General features: G+C 39.3%; 18 protein-coding genes. 9 read left to right on the top strand and 9 right to left on the bottom strand.

The window, feature by feature from the left end:
- Nucleotides 1-75 precede the first annotated feature (75 nt).
- From ccsA (FDK13_RS13985) to FDK13_RS13965, 5 genes are all read right to left on the bottom strand, one after another.
- Entirely contained in the window at nucleotides 76-2,670 is a 2,595-nt protein-coding gene (ccsA, locus tag FDK13_RS13985) for a cytochrome c biogenesis protein CcsA (RefSeq protein ID WP_137340626.1), read from the bottom strand.
- Nucleotides 2,667-3,101, bottom strand: coding sequence for a cytochrome c maturation protein CcmE domain-containing protein (locus FDK13_RS13980; RefSeq protein ID WP_137340625.1), 435 nt, complete (start codon nucleotides 3,099-3,101; stop codon nucleotides 2,667-2,669). The genes ccsA (FDK13_RS13985) and FDK13_RS13980 overlap by 4 nt, the downstream gene beginning before the upstream one ends.
- A gap of 5 nt (nucleotides 3,102-3,106) precedes the next feature.
- Complete coding sequence (locus FDK13_RS13975) at nucleotides 3,107-3,337, bottom strand: CcmD family protein (RefSeq protein WP_137340624.1); 231 nt, start codon at nucleotides 3,335-3,337, stop codon at nucleotides 3,107-3,109.
- Between the two features lie 78 nt (nucleotides 3,338-3,415).
- Complete coding sequence (gene ccsA, locus FDK13_RS13970; protein WP_510185853.1) at nucleotides 3,416-4,135, bottom strand: cytochrome c biogenesis protein CcsA; 720 nt, start codon at nucleotides 4,133-4,135, stop codon at nucleotides 3,416-3,418.
- Nucleotides 4,136-4,158: 23 nt separating this feature from the next.
- Nucleotides 4,159-4,821: a heme exporter protein CcmB gene (locus FDK13_RS13965; protein WP_137340622.1), complete on the bottom strand. Its 663-nt coding sequence runs from the start codon at nucleotides 4,819-4,821 to the stop codon at nucleotides 4,159-4,161.
- A gap of 246 nt (nucleotides 4,822-5,067) precedes the next feature.
- Here FDK13_RS13965 and FDK13_RS13960 point away from each other — a divergent pair, with 246 nt between their 5' ends.
- Nucleotides 5,068-5,295 (top strand): FeoA family protein, encoded by a 228-nt coding sequence (locus FDK13_RS13960; RefSeq protein WP_137340621.1) that lies wholly within the window; start codon nucleotides 5,068-5,070, stop codon nucleotides 5,293-5,295.
- A gap of 29 nt (nucleotides 5,296-5,324) precedes the next feature.
- Nucleotides 5,325-7,457, top strand: a complete 2,133-nt coding sequence (gene feoB / locus FDK13_RS13955) for a ferrous iron transport protein B (RefSeq protein WP_137340620.1) — start codon at nucleotides 5,325-5,327, stop codon at nucleotides 7,455-7,457.
- A 180-nt stretch (nucleotides 7,458-7,637) separates the two neighbouring features.
- On the opposite strand, the gene FDK13_RS13950 is transcribed toward feoB, so the two are convergent.
- The gene (locus FDK13_RS13950; protein WP_137340619.1) at nucleotides 7,638-9,119 is read right to left on the bottom strand and encodes an NAD(P)H-hydrate dehydratase; all 1,482 of its coding nucleotides are present in this window, start codon (nucleotides 9,117-9,119) and stop codon (nucleotides 7,638-7,640) included.
- A 245-nt stretch (nucleotides 9,120-9,364) separates the two neighbouring features.
- On the opposite strand from FDK13_RS13950, the gene rplS reads away from it, so the two are divergent.
- Both rplS and dapF read left to right on the top strand, forming a co-directional pair.
- Entirely contained in the window at nucleotides 9,365-9,730 is a 366-nt protein-coding gene (gene rplS / locus FDK13_RS13945; protein ID WP_137340618.1) for a 50S ribosomal protein L19, read from the top strand.
- A gap of 155 nt (nucleotides 9,731-9,885) precedes the next feature.
- Nucleotides 9,886-10,665, top strand: a complete 780-nt coding sequence (dapF, locus tag FDK13_RS13940; protein WP_137340617.1) for a diaminopimelate epimerase — start codon at nucleotides 9,886-9,888, stop codon at nucleotides 10,663-10,665.
- Nucleotides 10,666-10,948: 283 nt separating this feature from the next.
- Here the strand turns inward: dapF and FDK13_RS13935 are convergent, their stop codons facing one another.
- Nucleotides 10,949-11,254 carry a rhodanese-like domain-containing protein gene (locus FDK13_RS13935; RefSeq protein WP_137340616.1) on the bottom strand — a complete coding sequence of 102 codons (306 nt, stop codon included), beginning with the start codon at nucleotides 11,252-11,254 and terminating at the stop codon, nucleotides 10,949-10,951.
- Nucleotides 11,255-11,272: 18 nt separating this feature from the next.
- On the bottom strand, nucleotides 11,273-12,415 hold the full coding sequence (locus tag FDK13_RS13930; protein ID WP_137340615.1) for a DEAD/DEAH box helicase: 1,143 nt from the start codon (nucleotides 12,413-12,415) through the stop codon (nucleotides 11,273-11,275).
- A gap of 184 nt (nucleotides 12,416-12,599) precedes the next feature.
- Here FDK13_RS13930 and FDK13_RS13925 point away from each other — a divergent pair, with 184 nt between their 5' ends.
- A complete protein-coding gene (locus FDK13_RS13925; protein WP_137340614.1) occupies nucleotides 12,600-13,427 on the top strand; it encodes a hypothetical protein in 828 nt (275 codons plus the stop codon).
- A gap of 18 nt (nucleotides 13,428-13,445) precedes the next feature.
- Here FDK13_RS13925 and FDK13_RS13920 read toward each other — a convergent pair whose 3' ends face one another.
- Nucleotides 13,446-13,886, bottom strand: coding sequence for a cupin domain-containing protein (locus FDK13_RS13920; RefSeq protein ID WP_137340613.1), 441 nt, complete (start codon nucleotides 13,884-13,886; stop codon nucleotides 13,446-13,448).
- Nucleotides 13,887-13,999: 113 nt separating this feature from the next.
- On the opposite strand from FDK13_RS13920, the gene FDK13_RS13915 reads away from it, so the two are divergent.
- From FDK13_RS13915 to FDK13_RS13900, 4 genes are all read left to right on the top strand, one after another.
- On the top strand, nucleotides 14,000-14,545 hold the full coding sequence (locus FDK13_RS13915) for a DUF1697 domain-containing protein (RefSeq protein WP_137340612.1): 546 nt from the start codon (nucleotides 14,000-14,002) through the stop codon (nucleotides 14,543-14,545).
- Between the two features lie 80 nt (nucleotides 14,546-14,625).
- Nucleotides 14,626-14,874 carry a DUF6364 family protein gene (locus tag FDK13_RS13910; protein ID WP_137340611.1) on the top strand — a complete coding sequence of 83 codons (249 nt, stop codon included), beginning with the start codon at nucleotides 14,626-14,628 and terminating at the stop codon, nucleotides 14,872-14,874.
- A gap of 1 nt (nucleotide 14,875) precedes the next feature.
- A complete protein-coding gene (locus FDK13_RS13905) occupies nucleotides 14,876-15,298 on the top strand; it encodes a type II toxin-antitoxin system VapC family toxin (protein ID WP_137340610.1) in 423 nt (140 codons plus the stop codon).
- 27 nt (nucleotides 15,299-15,325) lie between these two features.
- Nucleotides 15,326-15,739: a Dabb family protein gene (locus FDK13_RS13900; RefSeq protein ID WP_137340609.1), complete on the top strand. Its 414-nt coding sequence runs from the start codon at nucleotides 15,326-15,328 to the stop codon at nucleotides 15,737-15,739.
- The last annotated feature ends 115 nt before the right edge of the window (nucleotides 15,740-15,854 follow it).

Genomic DNA, 15,854 nt, shown 5'->3' with positions numbered 1-15,854 from the left:
ACCGCGAAACTATTTATTAAACATAAAAAGATCCGGCTAGAATTTCCAACCGGATCTTTTTATGAACAGGGCAAATTAAACAGTGGCTTCTTTTACCTTGCTTGTTTTTTTATTGACAGTTATATTTTCTTTATCGCGCATTTTGATAAAATCCTGGAAGCGACGAACCGTTGCCATAATAAAGCCGATAACCAATACAAATGTACCAAGCCATAGAATATTGATCAATGGTTTTTCGGTAGCTTTCATAACTATAAAATCACGCTGGGTTGTGTTTACAGCAAAAGTGAATTTACCAGTCGCCGGATCAATTTCCTGGAACTGAACACGGAATCCAAGATCTTTATTTACTTCCGGCTTACGAGCCACCAAACGGTCACGAATCACGAAAGAAGGTGTAACAACGTACTCATTATCTTTATCCAGAACACGGATAACTGCTTTCACAGCCGCGTCACCTTCGCCTAATTTCATACCTTCTACTTCTTCCGTACGCACTACATTATCCAAAACGGCAACGTAATCATTTACAAAAAACGTATCACGCATACTGATCGTGAAATTTTCGGTAGGGCTCCAAACGGGTTCTGCCGTTGGATTTGTTACCATGGAAACGTAGGTATACAAATCTTTGTCCAGTTCACGCTGAATATCCGGAGAGGATACCAATCCCATTCTTGGATTAATCTGAGCGCGAGGGAATAAGTTAAATACACGACCGGAAGGCTCGCGATATTCAATTTCGTAATAGAAATTCTCAGGATAAATTTCTATCGTATCACCTTTGGAATTGTATTTTTTGTCATTAATAACGATATCTCTCAAAGCAACGGCATGGTAATCGTTTTCGATCATGTCCACCCAGCTTTTAGGAATATAACCCGGAATATGACGAGGTTCAACACGAACGTCACGCCAGGTCAGCATATAATCGCCCATTTTCTCAGGTTTGTTCAACCACAGCGTTATGTTTTCCTTATTCTCCTTATTATCGTTATTGGTAAATTCTGCACTGCGTGAAATCATCAAACCTGAATTGTTGATGGATACCACTTTGGTATAAGCAGAAGAAAACAATATTCCCAAGAGCATTAAAGCCACACCAATGTGCGTTACTGCGCCACCAGACAGGCTATATTTCCCTTTGATGATTTGAAATAAAATTGTTCCGTTAGCAACAATCGCAAAAATCGATGTCGTTAATAAAACGATGTACTGAATTTCTTTGACACCTTGTATAACAATAACCGCTGCACTGATAAGTAGAGCAATTAGTAAAGGATTGTACAAAGCCTGCAATTTGTCCTTACCAACACGTTTCCACCAGAAAAACTGGCCAATACCCGTCAGAACGATAATCAGAGAGAAAAACCAAAGCTGGAATTTATTATAATGACCAACCTGATCAGCCGGAAGTGCCATATTTAAAACACCGCCAAAAGCTTCTGCTACTTTATTATAAACCGGAATTGACGTTGTTGCCAAAATCTGGAAACCAGAAAGACAAAGTAATGTTGCACCGATAAAAATCCAGAATTCCTGAGAATAAGTTGAAACTTCTTCTTCGTCAGACGGAAGGATTTTCCAGCGATATATCAGCAGTCCAACCGCTACTACGATGAATGTTAAAAGGTAAATCAATAATTGACCTGATAATCCTAAATCCGTAAAGGAGTGAACCGATGCATTTCCTAAAACTCCGCTACGTGTCATAAACGTAGAATAAAGGATCAGGATAAATGTGGCTATTGTTAATATAAACGAGGTTTTTAATGCCGTTGCATTTCTTCTTGCGATGATCATGGTATGAATTGCCGCAATCAAAATTAACCAGGGAACAATGGAAGAGTTCTCAACCGGATCCCAGTTCCAGTAACTACCAAAATTTAAAGTTTCATAGGCCCAGTAAGCACCCATCAAAATCCCGATACCAAGAATCATGGCTGAAAACAGGGCCCAAGGCAAGGCCGGACGAACCCATTCATGGATTTTCTTAGTCCACAAACCAGCGATTGCAAAAGAGAAAGGAATTAATGTCGTAGCAAAACCCAGGAACAAAGTTGGCGGGTGAATTACCATCCAGTAATTCTGTAAAAGCGGATTTAATCCATTGCCATCTTTGGCAATGAAATTAGGATCCATTTGATAAACCGGCAGATTCGGCATTACCTCTTTCATTAAAAGGAAAGGTGTAGAACCGATTTTTAGATCAATACCCGGGATAACAACTCCCAGGATCATAGAAGTCAAAAAAGCCTGAACCAAAGCGAAAATGGTCATTACTGGAGCCTCCCACGATCTGTTTGAGAAAATAAGAACAGAACCCAGGATCACATTCCAGAAAATCCAAAGAAGAAAACTTCCTTCCTGATCCTGCCAGAAACTGGATATGGTATAACCCGTAGGCAAAGAAAGTGATGAGTTTTTCCAGGCGTAATGGTATTCGAAATAATGATTTCCGATGATCCAGTATAAAGAGAAAACAATTCCCAGAACGGAAACGACGTGGACAACGAAAACGGTTCTGGCATAATGCTTCCAGTTCGTTACTTCATTAATAGGCGTTCCGGCCAAAGCAGCTTTAAAATAAGCAAATGTTGCCAGTAAGGCAGATGCAAATGCGATAATCGTCAGCAGGTGACCTGCATCTCCAATGGTAGTATGAATCATGATTTTGATGCGGTTGCCTCCGTAGTTTCCATTTTGCCGTTCTCATATTTAGAAGGACATTTCATTAGAATTTTTTCTGCCGCAAATGTTCCGTTCTGCATTTTTCCAACTACTACAACCTGTTCAGATTTATCAAAGTCCTGCGGTTTTGTACTTCTGTACACTACTTTCTGAACCATATTTTTATTGTCAACCAAGGTGAATTCGAAATAATTCGGATCGATTTCAGGATGATACTGCATATCAAGAATCTGTCCTGCTGCGTTTTTTTGCAATTTTCCCACCACGTGAATACTTTCGTTATCACCGTTGTCAGCCATTTCTTTTGCTTTCCCAAAATCAACATAGGTACTTGCATCGCCGGCTGTTGAAACGATAATTCCAATAGCTACCGCAATAATGATGAGACCGAATATCTGGATCTTTTTCATACTGATTACTTGATATTTAACTCTTTTTCAATTTTTCTTAATCTAAAATCGATTCTAAGCATATTGATAGCAATTCCTGCAAAAACAAGAGCAACCACAGCTACTACAACCCAGATCTTTCCATCTTCACGCATCTTATCTGCCATGGGTACATAATCAGGATCAGTAGTCGCCTGAGCGAACAGATTTCCCGACAAAACCATCAGGCACAGTAAGAATAAGGAAACTTTTTTCATGGTATTCATATAGACTCAATTCTTAACGAATTTTTGATTTGAAATGTTTACTGTTTTTGAAATTTAGACTGGAAACAATTACTTATGGCTGCTTTCAATAAATTCCTCTTCTCTGATTCGCTTGATAACTTTAATTCTTATTCGAAGTTCCGCAAGCCACATTCCAAGCAGAATATAGCCTATTATGGCTGGATAGAATACTTTACGAATGTTACTATCAAAGTCAAATGATCCAAAAGTGGCGTTTCCTCCGCTGCCAGGATGTAGGGAATCCGTTAATCTTGGAAGGATATAAATGATTGGAATAAAAACTGCAAATGCGAAAATATTGTAAACTGCTGATATCCGTGCCCGTCGCTGATCATCTTCAAATGAACTTCTGAGTAATAGATATGCAAGATAAATTAGTAAACAAACTGCGGCACTATTTAATTTCGGATCATTCGGCCATGGATCTCCCCAGCTAAAATTAGCCCAGGCGGAACCAGTTACACATCCGAGAATCCCAAAAAAGATGGCTGATTTTGTCAGTTCACTCGCTATGTCATCATCATTAATACGGCCAGCCCGCAGATATTTAACCGAAAATATCATGGCAGCGAATAAAAGAATTGTCATGGCCAGCCATAACGCAACATGGAAATAAGTATTCCGGATCGTTTCATTCAGAATGGGCAGGTGTGGAACCGGACCCATAAATCCCATAATAATCACGTAGAATATGATAACTATACAGAGGATCTTCCACCAGATTTTTCTCATCGCTTTAAATAATAGGTACTTTAAATTATTGTTTATAAATATAGCGTGTTAGTTCATTATTAACTTCTCCATAAAAACGGAAAAAGTAAATAGCTAAGTGTTATCACAATTGCGTCAATTGCCAGTAATGTTATAATTTCATCCGTGCTGACACTTCTATCCAATCCGTCCATTGCGTTTTTTGCCAACCTGATCGTCATCAAAAGCATTGGCAAAATGATGGGGAAACTTAATACAGCCATCAGGGTTGCATTGTTTTCAGCTTTTGAAGCAATGCCTGCAACTAGTGTCAGGACTGATGCAAATCCAATGGCCGCCAGCAGGATACAAATAAAATAAAGTCCGATATCGCCAACAGGATTTCCCATGACAAAAGCGTAAAATCCAAATCCTATGACGGCAAGCACCAGCATGACCAATGAATTATAAATAATTTTAGATACGATAATCGCTTGCGGACTGCACAGATTGTAATAGTAAATCAACCGTCCGTAACGTTCCTGGGAAAAACTTTTTGCTATCGCATTCACCGCTGTAAAAAGTATAATAATCCAGAAAAGTGTATTCCAAACAATAGGAGTGAGTTGATTGCGGCGCAGGTTAAAACTTAAATAACAAACAAAAACAGTGGACACCACGTAAAGTAACATGCCACTCAAAGCGTATTTTTGTCGCCATTCCAGCGTCACTTCTTTCCAAATGAGGGTTTTTATCTCGTTCAATACTTTATGCTATCGGCAGTCAGTTATTAGCTTTCGGCGCGGTGATCGTTTTCCGTTACTCTTGCTTGGGGACATTCGTCTTTGGCGCAACAAAAGTACGACACAAAACCCGAGCGTAATAATAATAATGGGATGTTTTTGTATGATTTATGGCATTGTTTACATAAATGATGACCCTAACTATTTGAATTACGGGCGGAGAATGCTTAATTTGCACTTACGTATATTTAATCTAAATAAGCTAATATGTCGGTTCGTACGGTTTCGCAGCTTCAAAAAGGGGAGAAGGCAGTTATCAGATCATTTACAGATCGGATTATGTCTTTGAAATTGCTGGAGATGGGATGTGTGCCAGGTTGTGTGGTACGTCTGGATGCGGTTGCTCCTTTGGGTGACCCGATTTGTATAAATGTAGGTGGCTGTTATTCTTTATCATTACGACTGAATGAGGCTTCAACCATCGAAATTGAGTAATTCGTCTTTCGTTCTATTTTGATTTTCAATTGAAACAAGAAAATATAAAAATTGCCCTCGTAGGAAACCCGAATGCGGGAAAATCAACATTATTTAATGCGCTTACAGGTTTAAGGCAAAAAACTGGGAATTTCCCTGGTGTAACCGTTGAAAAGAAATCAGGAACTTTTCGTTTGTCGGGTTCTAATGGAGAGCAGGGGTTCGATGTAACTGTTGTGGACTTACCAGGTACTTACAGTGTTTATCCTAAATCAGCAGACGAAGGTGTTGTGATGGATATTCTTGCCAATCCAAACCACCCTGATTACCCGGCGGCTGTCATAGTTGTGGCGGATGCATCCAATCTTCAAAGAAATCTTCTTCTTTTTACCGAAATAAATGATCTGGGCATACCTACAATTCTTGCATTAAATATGCTGGATGTTGCGGCAAGTATGAAACTTACTGTAAATGCCGTTCAGCTTGCGATGCAGCTTAATGTTCCGGTTGTCAAAATCAATGCAAGAACAGGTGAGGGTATTCCTAATTTGCAGGAAGCCGTTCGTCAGGTTGTTGAGAGGACAGAAAAGCCTGAACTAAAATATTTTTATGCTCCGAAAGGAAATGAGCCGGCTCTTATTGATGAAGTGAAAGAGCTGCATGATCTTGACAATGACTATGTTGCTCTGCAATATGTTTGTCAGCATGATAACTTTTCATTTCTCGCTCAGCCTGTTCGCGCGAAACTGGATGCGCTTATTGAAAAATATGGATTTGATGAGACTGGATTTCTGGCTGATGAAACAATTGCCCGGTACGAAACGATTAAACCGATAATTGCCAAATCGGTAAAGTCAGAAGGCGCAACAGAACAACCGCTCTGGACGAGGAAATTGGATAAAATTTTACTTCATCCCATTTGGGGTTATGTCACTTTCGCATTAATCCTGATGGTGATCTTTCAGGCTATTTTTGCCTGGGCTTCTTACCCGATGGATTGGCTTGATGAAAATACGGCCTTACTTATTGCCTGGACAAAGGAAATACTTCCAAAAGGCGTTCTTAATGATTTGCTGACGGATGGAGTTATGGCCGGAATTGGAGGGGTAATTATCTTCATTCCGCAAATTGCCATTCTTTTCGGACTTGTTTCTGTCCTGGAAGAATCGGGATATATGGCGCGGGTCATGGTGATTATGGATAAAATAATGCGCCGTTTTGGATTGAATGGGAGAAGTGTTGTTCCATTAATTTCTGGTGTAGCTTGTGCAGTTCCCGCTATTATGACTACCAGAAGTATCAGCAGTCGTCACGAGCGACTTTTGACAATTCTGGTGACACCAATTATGAGCTGCTCGGCAAGACTTCCGATTTATAGTATTCTTATTGCGCTTATCATTCCATCGACAAAAGTGCTGGGCATTTTCAATATGCAGGGACTGGTTTTGTTTGGATTATATTTTTTAGGTCTGATAGGGGCATTGGCATCAGCCTGGCTGATGTCGTTGTTTATCAAAAGAACAGAACCTGGATATTTCATGCTTGAAATGCCGACATTTAAAATGCCGCGCTGGGGCCATGTCGGTTTTATGATGTACGATAGCGTAAAATCTTTTGTACTGGAAGCGGGGAAAGTTATTCTTGCGATTTCTATTATTCTCTGGGTTCTATCATCCTACGGTCCAGGCGATCATATGAAAGCTGCTGAACAAAAAGTAGTAAGTGCAATGCCTCAGGCACCCGAGCAGGAAGTGGCTGCTGCAATAGCATCGGCCCGTTTGGAAAGTTCTTACGCAGGAAATTTTGGAAGATTTATTGAACCGGCTATACGCCCGTTAGGCTATGATTGGAAAATAGGAATCGCACTTTTGGCATCATTTGCAGCAAGAGAGGTTTTTGTTGGCACTATGGCTACTATTTATAGTATCAGCGGTGATTCGGAAGATGTGTTGACGGTTAAAGAAAGACTTGTTCAGGAGAAAAATGATCAGGGCGGCCCGATGTATACACCTGCCGTTTGCTATTCGTTATTGATTTTTTACGTTTTCGCGATGATGTGTATGAGTACCATCGCTGTTGTATACCGCGAAACGCATGGTTGGAAATGGCCGCTAATTCAATTGGGATATTTGATGGCACTGGCCTATGTTTCGGCCTTTGCTGTTTATCAGATTATGAGTTAGTTGTTTTGATTTTTTCTTTTTAGATAATAGAAAGTTTTAATACCCGTCGGATGGCGGAAAAAGCCATCCGACGGGAGGCTCGAGCCCGTCCTACGGCTTTTTCTGTCGTAGGACGGGTAATGAACCAGTCAGTTAAAAACCTGATTTTCTTAATTGAAAAAAGTCTTCTGGTCAAAAAAACTACCAACCCAGATTATCAATAATATCCGAAGCAATCATAGCCGTTTTTGTCTTTTTCTTTGCTGCTTTATCACCTGCTAATCCATGTTGGAAAACCCCAAAAATCGCTGCATTTTCAGGTGTATATTTTTGGGCTAATAATGAAGTCAAAATTCCTGTCAAAACATCCCCGCTTCCACCTGTTGCCATTCCTGCATTTCCTGTCGAATTGAAATGGACATCACCATCTGATAAAATTACAGCCGTATAAGCACCTTTCAGACAAATAATCACATTGTGCTTTTGGGCAAAGTTTCTGGCAAGTTCCAGTCGGTCATATTCATTCGCAGACTCTCCGGCTAATCTTTGAAACTCTTTAGGATGTGGCGATACAATTGTCTTGGCCGGAAGTTTTTCAAGCAGATCAGGGTGTTTGGAAAGAATGTTCAGAGCATCCGCATCAATGATCAGCGGCACTTTTATTTTACTTAAAAGTTCGTCCAGCACTCTTACAGTAAGGGCTTCCTGTCCGATTCCAGGACCAATTCCGATAGCGGAAAATGAATCAAGTTCAGGGACGGAAGCGATATAATTTCGGTTTTGATCAACTGAAATCATAGCTTCCGGCAGTGAAATTTGTAATATTTCATAACCACATTCAGGAACGTGAACAGTTAATAATCCAGCTCCCGAATGTGCACAAGCTCTGGAAGATAAAACTGCTGCGCCTATTTTGCCATAACTTCCTGCCATGATCAATGCATGGCCAAAGGTACCTTTGTGAGAAAACTTCTCCCGGAATTTTACCAGCGCCTCACCAGAAGATTGATCAGTGAAATGATAGGGCGTGCTTGCGTCCGCTATATATTTTTCATTAAGTCCTATATCCACAACATGCCAGTCTCCGGTAAATGCTGCGTTTTGAGGCATCATGAAAGCAAGCTTGGGTAATTGAAAAGTTACCGTATGGTCAGGTTCAATGATGGTGTCGGCTTTTTCATTGGATTTATCAACGTATAAGCCACTTGCGATGTCAACGGAAATAATAGGGCCGGGAGCGTCATTTATTTTCTTAATTACTTCCGCCAATAAACCTTCAGCCGGGCGGGATAATCCTGAACCCAATAGTGCGTCAATAATAACGTGATCATCAACAAACTCAGGCATGGCATTGATCTCGTAAACAGATTTAACCTGAATCAGATTTTCGATTTTTACGAGATTTTGTTGAAAATCTTCCGAAGCATCTTTGGTATACTCGATCACAAAAACACGGACATGATAGCCTTTACCAGATAGAATGCGTGAAATAGCCAGTCCATCTCCTCCATTATTGCCTTTTCCGCAAAAAACTGAAATTGATTTTGTTGTATCAAAACGCCCCTCATACCATTTGACAAAAGCCTGAGAAGCTCTTTCCATTAAATTTAGGGATGAAATCGGCTCGTTTTGTATTGTCGCAGCATCCAGTTCGCGGATCTGTTTTACGTTTAATATTTTCATAGGTCAAAACACATTTTTAATAAAAACGGGCCAATAGGGTATTGGGTCGGGCAAATCTCTGGCTACTAATATTATTCCAGCAAAATTATGTTGGTTTCACTGCATAAAATTATGTTAACTCTTTCAGATATTAAGAATTAATCTTAGCTTTGCACTCGTTTTCGCAAAAGTTGTTTTTTATGAAGGGGCGTCACCTCATCCGCTGGAAGCAAGTTGCAATTTCAATTTCATTATAAAGCATCGTCATGAGCGAATTAATTAAACTCGTAGAAGCTACGATCGAGAATCGTACCTCCGAGTATCCTGTATTTAAAGCAGGTGACACGATCAACGTACACGTTAAGATCAGAGAAGGTAACAAAGAACGTATTCAGCAGTTTCAAGGTACGGTAATGCAACGCCGTAATTTGAGCGGAAGTGGAGAAACTTTCACTGTACGTAAAATTTCTAACGGAATTGCAGTTGAACGTATTTTCCCAATCCTTTCACCAAGTATCGCGAAAATCGAATTGATTCGTCGTGGTAAGGTGCGTCGTGCGCGTTTGTTCTTCTTACGCGGTCGTCAGGGTAAAGCTGCTCGTATTAAAGAGCTTAAAGTAGCGAAGGCATAAGATATTTTCTTCGGACGAAATTAAAAACCCTGCAAGAGAATCTTTTCTTTGCAGGGTTTTGTTGTTTTGGTTGGGAATGCAAAACTTCTCTTTTGTTGTTAAGATTTTAGAATAACCATAAAACGATTGCCGAAAGCCGATCGCCGACAGCTAACATGGAACTTCCTTTTTTTAAATATCAGGGTACCGGAAATGATTTTGTGATGATTGATAATCGCACAGGATTTTTTCAGTCTTCACAGGAATTAATAGAGAAACTATGTCATCGTCGTTTCGGTATAGGGTCTGACGGACTTATTCTTTTGGAAAATGCAGAAGGATATGATTTCCGGATGGTTTATTTCAATGCGGATGGTCGCGAAGGCAGTATGTGTGGAAATGGTGGCCGCTGTGCCGTACGTTTTGCGCATGATCTTGGTCTTTTTGATAAGGAAACTTCGTTTATAGCTGTTGATGGCCTGCATGAAGGTGTTGCTACGGAGGAAATCATTCGCCTGAAAATGGGCCCGGTTAATGGTGTTGAAAGGCATGATGATTATGATTTTCTCAATACCGGTTCTCCCCATTATGTGACTTATGTTGACGATATTCAGGAAACAGAAGTTGTTGAGATTGGTAAAGATGTTCGCTATGGCTCGAAATTTGGTCCATTGGGCGGTACCAACGTTAATTTCGTTCAATTACTTGGTGAAAATCATTTAAGCGTAAGAACGTATGAGCGTGGCGTTGAAGATGAAACTTATTCTTGTGGAACGGGTGTAACAGCTTGCGTTCTATCTGCACATTTACGTGAAGGATGGAACGGCCCGGTTACTGTGGAAACTTTGGGTGGAACGTTACAGGTTGATTATTTCGAAAAAGACGAAGCGAAATTTGATGATATTTATCTGATAGGACCTGCGGTACGGGTTTTTGAAGGAAGTGTTAGTATCTAAGATGTCAACGTTTGGTCCCGCTTGTTTTTCGTCAAGTGATGAAAACAAGAAAGAGTGATACCAAATAAAATATAGTTTCAGTTAAATCTGGTTTCCGGCGATTGCCCCATGGGGACATACTGTTTATAGTAAAAAAGTTAGCAATTGATTTGTGTAACGCTGTTAGGAGTTTCCTGCGTTAAGCAGGAGGCTCCTAACGGAGTCGGTTTCTATATTGAAATTTTGCATTTCTATAAACAGGAGGCTCCGAGGGAGCCGGTTTGTGTGTTTATTTAATATAGAATCATTCCGCTTCCAAGATCCCCCCATGCAAATGGAAAATCTTTTTGTCATTCCATTCAGGAACGCGGCAAAAATCCATGGCGGCTACTTTACTTCTGACGCCATTCGTACATAAAACAACGATATACTTAAAATCCGACAGCAGATTTCTCTGCTGCCGGATTTCGGCTAAGGGGATATTCATTCCCCCTTCATTGAATTCTTCAAATTCCCAGGTTTCACGAACATCAACAACAACACAATCAGATTCTTTTCGAAGCTCTTTCATTTCGGAAAGGCTGATATCGGTATATGTATTTTTGTACATTATACAATTCAACTTAAATTATCTCCCGTTCGAATAAGGATGATCCTTAGTCACCGGAATATTTTTATCAATCAGTTTATGAATATCTTTCAAAAAACCTTTTTCATCTACATCACAGAAAGAAAAAGCAGTTCCTTTTGCACCAGCACGTCCTGTACGGCCAATGCGGTGAACATAAGTTTCCGGAATATTCGGGATTTCGTAGTTGATCACATGTGTTAAATCATCCACATCAATTCCGCGTGCGGCAATGTCGGTAGCAACTAAAACACGTGTAGTCTGGCTTTTAAAATTTTTCAAAGCATTCTGACGAGCATTCTGAGATTTGTTACCGTGGATAGCTTCCGAAGTGACACCCGCTTTACGCAAAACCTTAACCACCTTATCAGCGCCATGTTTTGTTCTTGTAAATACAAGTGCGGTAGCGATCGTATCATCTTTCAAAATGTGCAAAAGCAGATTATTTTTATCAGATTTATCTACAAAATAAACCGATTGTTTAATCGTATCTGCCGTAGAAGAAACCGGGGTAACTTCCACTTTTGCAGGATTGGAAAGAATCGTATCTGCCAGCGTCATAATAACAGGAGGCATTGTTGCTGAGAAAAACAGAGACTGGCGTTTAGCAGGCAGAAGTTTCAAAATCTTTTTCACATCATGCACAAAACCCATATCAAGCATACGATCCGCTTCATCCAAAACAAATATTTCGAGTTGTTTTAAATGTACAAATCCCTGATTGATAAGGTCTAAAAGACGTCCCGGTGTTGCAATTAAAATATCGACACCTCTTCTCAATGCATCCGTCTGTGGCTTTTGACCTACTCCGCCAAAAATAACGGTATGCGTAATGTTTGTGAAACGCCCGTAAGCAGCGAAACTTTCACCAATCTGAATAGCAAGTTCGCGTGTTGGAGTAAGAATAAGTGCGCGGATCGGGCCTTTCTCGTTTTTATTTTTTGGTTTTTCTTCTAATATCTGAAGCATCGGAATCGCAAAAGCTGCGGTTTTTCCTGTGCCCGTCTGTGCGCAACCCAGTAAATCTCTATGCTGTAAAATAAGAGGAATTGCTTTTGCCTGGATAGGCGTTGGAGTTGTGTATCCTTCTTCTGTCAGAGCCTTTGTAATAGGCTCAATGAGGTTTAATTCTTGAAATGTCATTTGGTTGTTTTAAGCTGCCCATGTGTATAGCTTTAGGTATAAACAGAGCCGGAATTGTATTACGAAACCTTTTTAGGTTCAGTTGATAACAGTAATCACTTTTTTATCGTTCATTAAGTTTTGTTTTCGATGTAACCGTTTTATGATTACTTTGCATTTACATTAGCCATTTAAAAACATGATCATGAAACGTCCGGTACTAACGCTGCTATTTTTAGTCGTATTTACCATTTCTTTGCAGGCTCAGGATAAACTGATTAAGAAAAACGGAGCCATTATTGAGGGCAAAGTGACAGAAGTGGGCGTAAGAGAAGTCCGATACCAAATTAATCCCGAACCTAACAGCGCCAAATTTGTGATTCGTAAAGCTGAACTCAGCCATATCGTGTTTGGCAATGGTGAAACTTTTGTGATAAGCGACCGTCCCGTTGCAATAGAATCCTCTGTAAGGCCAAGAGTTACCAACAATGAATACGGAAGAAATATTTTAACCATTTCGCCATTTAAAGCATTGGATTCAGGACCTGGCTTTGGATTCAGCTATGAGCGACTGGTAGGAAATGGACAGCATATTGGGATTATTTTGCCAGTTTCATTCATCTTTCACGACTACAATATTTACGATCCGCTTATCGGATCAAATGCGAAATATCTTACCAATTTTTATATTTCACCAGGCGTGAAAATTTATCCTTTTGGTCAGCGTAAAGTTACTTATGCCGTTGGGCCAAATATTGTTACTGGTTTTGTCAAAGATACTTATAGCAACTACGTTTCTTATCCGGGCGGTGGTGGCTATTATAATTCAATAGAGAGTAGTCGTTTCCGATTAGGATTGGTAGTCAATAACTATTTAAACTTTCAAATTACGTCGCATATCAACTTAGGTATAAACGGTGGTTTGGGAATGCGTTATCTTGACCGGCAAAATTCATCATCCGGTTTTTTCTACTCTAATAATGATCTGAGCATAATTGGGGAATTCGCATTTAATTTTGGATTCCGGTTTTAAGCTTCTTTAATACCAGCATTATTTTTTCATAGTACCTGGCGAATGCCAGCTGAAAACGTGATAAGTTGCGGGTGTATTGCCCACGTTTTTGATCGAATGCATTTGATTGGAGGCCTGGAAAACCACTGAACCCGGACCGACACGTTTCATATTTCCATTGACCAACGCTTCAAGCGTTCCTTCTTTGATAATGATAACTTCTTCTTCCGGATGTTTATGTGGCGGATGAGAAGATTCGCCGGCATTTAAGGTTGTTACATGGCATTCAAGTTCGTCCAGTGTAGCGGTTGAAGAACGGAAAAAGGTACGGACTGAACCCGTTTTGGTTTCTTTTACCGGGATGTCGTTCCAATCGAAAATGGAAGAATCCAGATTGGCGATCTTGGAATTGGCAATGACAAAAGACATGGTCAGTCCTATCGTAACAGCCGCAACGGTAATATCTCTCTTCGTAATCATATCGTCGGTTTGATTAAATTGAATGCATGTGAAGAAGGAGAGTTTGAGTAAATTATACTTTTCTGTTTAATAATTGAATGTAAAAAAGATTTATACCTGTTTGATCAAAGCAAATGAAAACTTACGTCACGATTTTAAGAGGAATAAATGTCTCAGGTCAGAAAATGATCAAGATGGCAGAGCTGAAAAAGATGTTCGAGACATTGCCGTTTGAAAATGTCCGGACATACATTCAAAGTGGAAATATTGTGTTCAATGCAAAACCGGAAAATGATAAGGATCTTGCAAAAGAAATCCATGATAACATTCAGAAAACCTTCTCGTTTTCAGTTCCGGTCATTGTTTTGGAAGAAAAGGAATTGAAAAAAGTCCAGCAGCATAATCCGTTTTTAACCGGAAGAAATGAAGACGTTACCAAATTGCATGTAACTTTTCTGGACGAAATTCCGGAAAATACGCTTGTCGAAAAATTAAAGGAAACCGCTCAGTTTTTACCGGATGAATGGATTGCAGACGGAAAAACAATTTATCTTTTTTGTCCAAACGGCTACGGCAAAACGAAGCTAAACAATAATTTTTTTGAAAATAAATTGAAGGTTACCGCTACTACGAGGAATTGGAAAACGGTTAATGAGTTGGTTTTAATGACATCAAAATAATAAGAAGGAAGTATACGTGTTTTTATTTTTGTTTTCACACGTGTAATTTTATAAATTGCTAAACGATAAACAACATAAGCATGAACACAAAGTTGACATTAACTATCGAAGAATCAGTTATTGACCAAGCTAAAAAATATGCCAGGCAAGAGGGTAGGAGTTTGTCGGATCTTGTGGAAAACTATTTAAAAGCTGTAATTGCAGATCCGAAAGAAAAACAAATAGAATTAACTCCCATTGTTAAGGCTTTACGAGGATCATTTAAGGCACCGGCAGATTTTGATTACAAGGAAGAATTAATAAAAGGGTTATCCGAAAAATATTTGTAAAGTGAGGAAAGTCTTAATTGATACAGATATTATCTTAGATTTTTTATTTGAGCGTCATCCATTTTCTGATAATGCCGTGAAGATATTTTCATTGCTGGAATCTGGTGAAGTTAAAGGATTTGTGACACCATTGATATACAGCAATGTCTATTATTTGCTAAAAAAAACAGCCAGTCATAACTACGTAATAGATAAGCTTAAACTGTTATTTCATATTACAGATGTCCTTACAATGGGAAAAAATACTGTATTACAAGCTTTGAATTCTGACTTTTCAGATTTTGAAGACGCCTTACAGAATTTTTCAGCTGCTGATCATAGCGAGATACATGTTCTGATCACCAGAAATGTTAAGGATTACAAAAATAGTAAAATGGCAGTACTGACACCTGATAGTTTTTTAAAGATCAGGGAGAATAATTGAAATAATTTATCCACTTACACCCAAATCATGGAAGATTCATCAAGACGCAAATTTTTACAAAACGCCGGATTAGCCTCATTGGTATCAATTTCACCACTCGCCGCTGAACCGGAAAGAGTTAGTGAACTTTTTATACATCACGTTCTTTTTTATCTGAAAGATCCTAACAATGCTCAGGATGAAGCCAAACTTTTGGAAGGTTTGAAAAAACTTGCTAAAGTACCGCAGATCCAGTATGTTAATATCGGAAAGCCGGCATCTACAAGCCGCTCTGTGATTGTGAGAGATTATACTTTTTCATGGATGTGCTTTTTTAAAAATATTATTGAGGAAGAATTATACCAGACACACCCGATACACGACGAATTCCGTAAAGATTACGCTCATTTGTGGGAAAAAGTGGTTATTTATGATTCAGTAGGCCCTAAAAAAGTAAGCTAAAAATCAGTCTTTTATAAGGATATTATAAGACAGATGGCCAATCCGGTCATCTGTTTTTTTATGTTTAAATAGTTGATTCCTAACTTGAATGAGTATGGATTTCGCTCTTTTTTCT

The organism is Dyadobacter frigoris (assembly GCF_005280585.1).
Taxonomy (GTDB): Bacteria; Bacteroidota; Bacteroidia; order Cytophagales; family Spirosomataceae; genus Dyadobacter; species Dyadobacter frigoris.
The sequence above is the reverse complement of the archived record's forward strand: the minus strand, read 5'-3'. Positions and strand labels throughout refer to the sequence as shown.